Origin of the sequence: Cupriavidus sp. CuC1, assembly GCF_044627735.1 — a bacterium.
Classification (GTDB): domain Bacteria; phylum Pseudomonadota; class Gammaproteobacteria; order Burkholderiales; family Burkholderiaceae; genus Cupriavidus; species Cupriavidus ulmosensis.
Map to the genome: position 1 here is coordinate 1 of NZ_JBIUHC010000342.1, position 2,400 is coordinate 2,400.

At 62.3% G+C, this 2,400-nt stretch carries 3 protein-coding genes; 2 read left to right on the top strand and 1 reads right to left on the bottom strand.

Annotated elements, in window-relative coordinates:
• Positions 1-73: 73 nt before the first annotated feature.
• Positions 74-778, bottom strand: coding sequence for a Crp/Fnr family transcriptional regulator (locus tag ACGLHR_RS51390; RefSeq protein WP_400103773.1), 705 nt, complete (start codon positions 776-778; stop codon positions 74-76).
• 179 nt (positions 779-957) lie between these two features.
• Here ACGLHR_RS51390 and ACGLHR_RS51395 point away from each other — a divergent pair, with 179 nt between their 5' ends.
• Together ACGLHR_RS51395 and ACGLHR_RS51400 are read left to right on the top strand one after the other, a co-directional pair.
• The gene (locus tag ACGLHR_RS51395) at positions 958-1,716 is read left to right on the top strand and encodes a Coq4 family protein (RefSeq protein ID WP_400103775.1); all 759 of its coding nucleotides are present in this window, start codon (positions 958-960) and stop codon (positions 1,714-1,716) included.
• 126 nt (positions 1,717-1,842) lie between these two features.
• On the top strand, positions 1,843-2,274 hold the full coding sequence (locus ACGLHR_RS51400; protein WP_400103777.1) for an HU family DNA-binding protein: 432 nt from the start codon (positions 1,843-1,845) through the stop codon (positions 2,272-2,274).
• Positions 2,275-2,400: the final 126 nt, after the last annotated feature.

Consider the following 2,400-nt stretch of genomic DNA (forward strand, 5'->3'; position numbering starts at 1 on the left):
TCCTTCAAGCTCTTCTTGTTGTTGCAGAGGCTTGAAAGTTAACACAAATTCGAATTTGTTAACAGTATTGGGCCTAGCCGGCCTCCGCGAATCGCCGCAGCGACTCGAGATCCAGTATCTCGATGGACCCTCGCGTGCGCTGCACCAGCCCCTGCGCCTCGAAATCCCTGAGGATCTGGTTCACCGTTTGCCGGGAGATCGACAGCATCAAGCCGAGTTGCTCTTGCTGCACGTTGATCACCCGCTTGCTCAGGCCATGGCGCTCGCCATAGCCGCCGGCGATGGCCACCAAGCGGCGCGCCAGCCTGACCGGCACGGGCATCAGCACCGATGATTCAATCGCTTCGAATGCCAACCGGAGCTTTTGGGCCATCAGCAGCCCTACCGCTTTCCAGTGCACCGGGTTCTCCTCGAGAAACCGCACCGCATCCTGCTGGCTGATATGCAGCAGCACCACGTCGGTCTCGATCCAGGCATCGTGGGCGCGCGGCAAGGCGTCGAACAAGGCGACCTCGCCGAACCATTGGGGCGTTTCCGCGAACGCCAGCAGTGCCTCCTTGCCATCCGCGGAGGAACTGGTCATGCGGATAGCGCCAGCCACCACGAAGTAGAGGCCGTCCGCCGGGTCTGCGTGCGCGAACAGGCGCTGGCCCGCAGCCAGTGTCCTGACCTTGGCGTGCGCCACGATCCAGCGTTGAAAGTCAGCGGCAAGACCGGCGAACCACGCGCTGGATCGCAGGGCAGCGAGGTGGTCCGCGGGGGTAGATGGCTTTGACACAGCGCCAATCGTAGTCTTATGTCAGGAAGGCGACATTGTAGTCGGCCGTTCCCTGCAAAGATCGCTCATTGCCATCAGGGCGCCTGGTTGAAAACCCTGAAACCCCTGAAACCCCTGAAAACCTGACATGACCGGCGACTTCGCCATCCCGGCAACAACCCGACAAGAGGAACGAGGCAATGGATATAGCAACCTCCCCCGCTCTCTACAAGCGTGACTTCCCAGCCGCATTCCGTGCGATCCGCAAGCTGCTGGCAAACGGAAACGACACCACGCAAGTGTTTCTCATCATGCGCGCCCTCAACGGGCCGGCTGCGCCAAGGAACTATGCGCGACTCTTGCAGACCACGGCCGGGCGGCGGCTTGCCTATCTTCGCGTGGAGTTGGCGGAGCGCTTCTCCGATCCGGCGTTCATCGCCAGCTTCGCGCCCGGCACGCTCGGCGCCGCCTACCGCGCGTTCCTGGAGCAAACAGGCTACAGCGCCGCCGGACTTGCCACGATTTCAAACCTCAACAGCGAGCCGCTGGTCGAGGATCCCTACGCCTGGTTTGGCAGGCGAACCCGCGACATCCACGACATCTGGCATGTGCTGACCGGCTACAAGGCCAACGAGAACATGGGCGAAGCGGCGCTGGTGGCGTTCAGCTACGCGCAGACCGGCGGCCTCGGCTGGGCATTCATCGCCGTTGCTACCGCCTTGCAGAGCCTGCGCAAGACCGGCAACACCGCGTATTTCCGCGCCGTTGTCGAGGGGTATCGACATGGCCGCAAGGCGAAGTGGCTGATGGCCGAGGACTACGAGACGCTGCTGCATGAACCGCTCGAGGCAGCGCGCGCGCGGCTGGGCATTCTCGAACCCGTGGTGTACCAGGCGGCCAGCAAGGCCGCGCAATGCCAGCCACAGGGCGCGGCTTCGCAGTCGCTCTCTTCCGACTAAGCTCCGGGCGCTGCCCAGGTTGCCATTGCGGGCAATTGGCATGCGCGACCGGGAATGCTATGCTCCCCGTGCGCTGGCTGCCGTCGGCAGCCAGCGTCATTCAACAAACACAAGACTTCATAATCCATGGCTACCAAAGCAAATGCTGTCGTAAAGACCACCGCCAAGCCTGCCGCCAAGAAGGCGGCTCCGGCAAAGAAGGCGGCTCCGGCAAAGAAGGACGCAGCGGCCGCTCCGGCGGTGAAACCCCTGAAGGACACGTTCAACAAGTCCAGCCTGGTGACCCACCTGGTGGCCCAGACTGAACTGGATGCCAAGACGGTCAAGACCGTGCTTGCCCATCTGGAAAACACCATCCTGAGCGCGGTGCACAAGAAGGGCGCCGGCGAATTCACCCTGCCGGGCCTGTTCAAGGTCGTGGCCACCCAGGTTGCCGCCACCAAGAAGCGCTTCGGCAAGAACCCGTTCACCGGCGAAGACCAGTGGTTCGCTGCCAAGCCGGCGACCGTCAAGGTCAAGGTTCGCCCGATGAAGAAGCTGAAGGACGCCGCGCTGTAAGCTGAGCCGGCAAACAGAATGCAGGTAGAACAAAAGGGAGCCCGCGTGGCTAGCCGTTAACAAAAAGTGTTGAAAGCTCAAACGGGGCCGGTTTTGAACCGGCCCCGTTTGTGTTTTGTGGGGGAC

Coding starts and splice junctions, on each gene's coding strand:
- ACGLHR_RS51395 (WP_400103775.1), top strand. CDS start 958: ATGGATATAGCAACCTCCCCCGCTCTCTACAAGCGTGACTTCCCAGCC.
- ACGLHR_RS51400 (WP_400103777.1), top strand. CDS start 1,843: ATGGCTACCAAAGCAAATGCTGTCGTAAAGACCACCGCCAAGCCTGCC.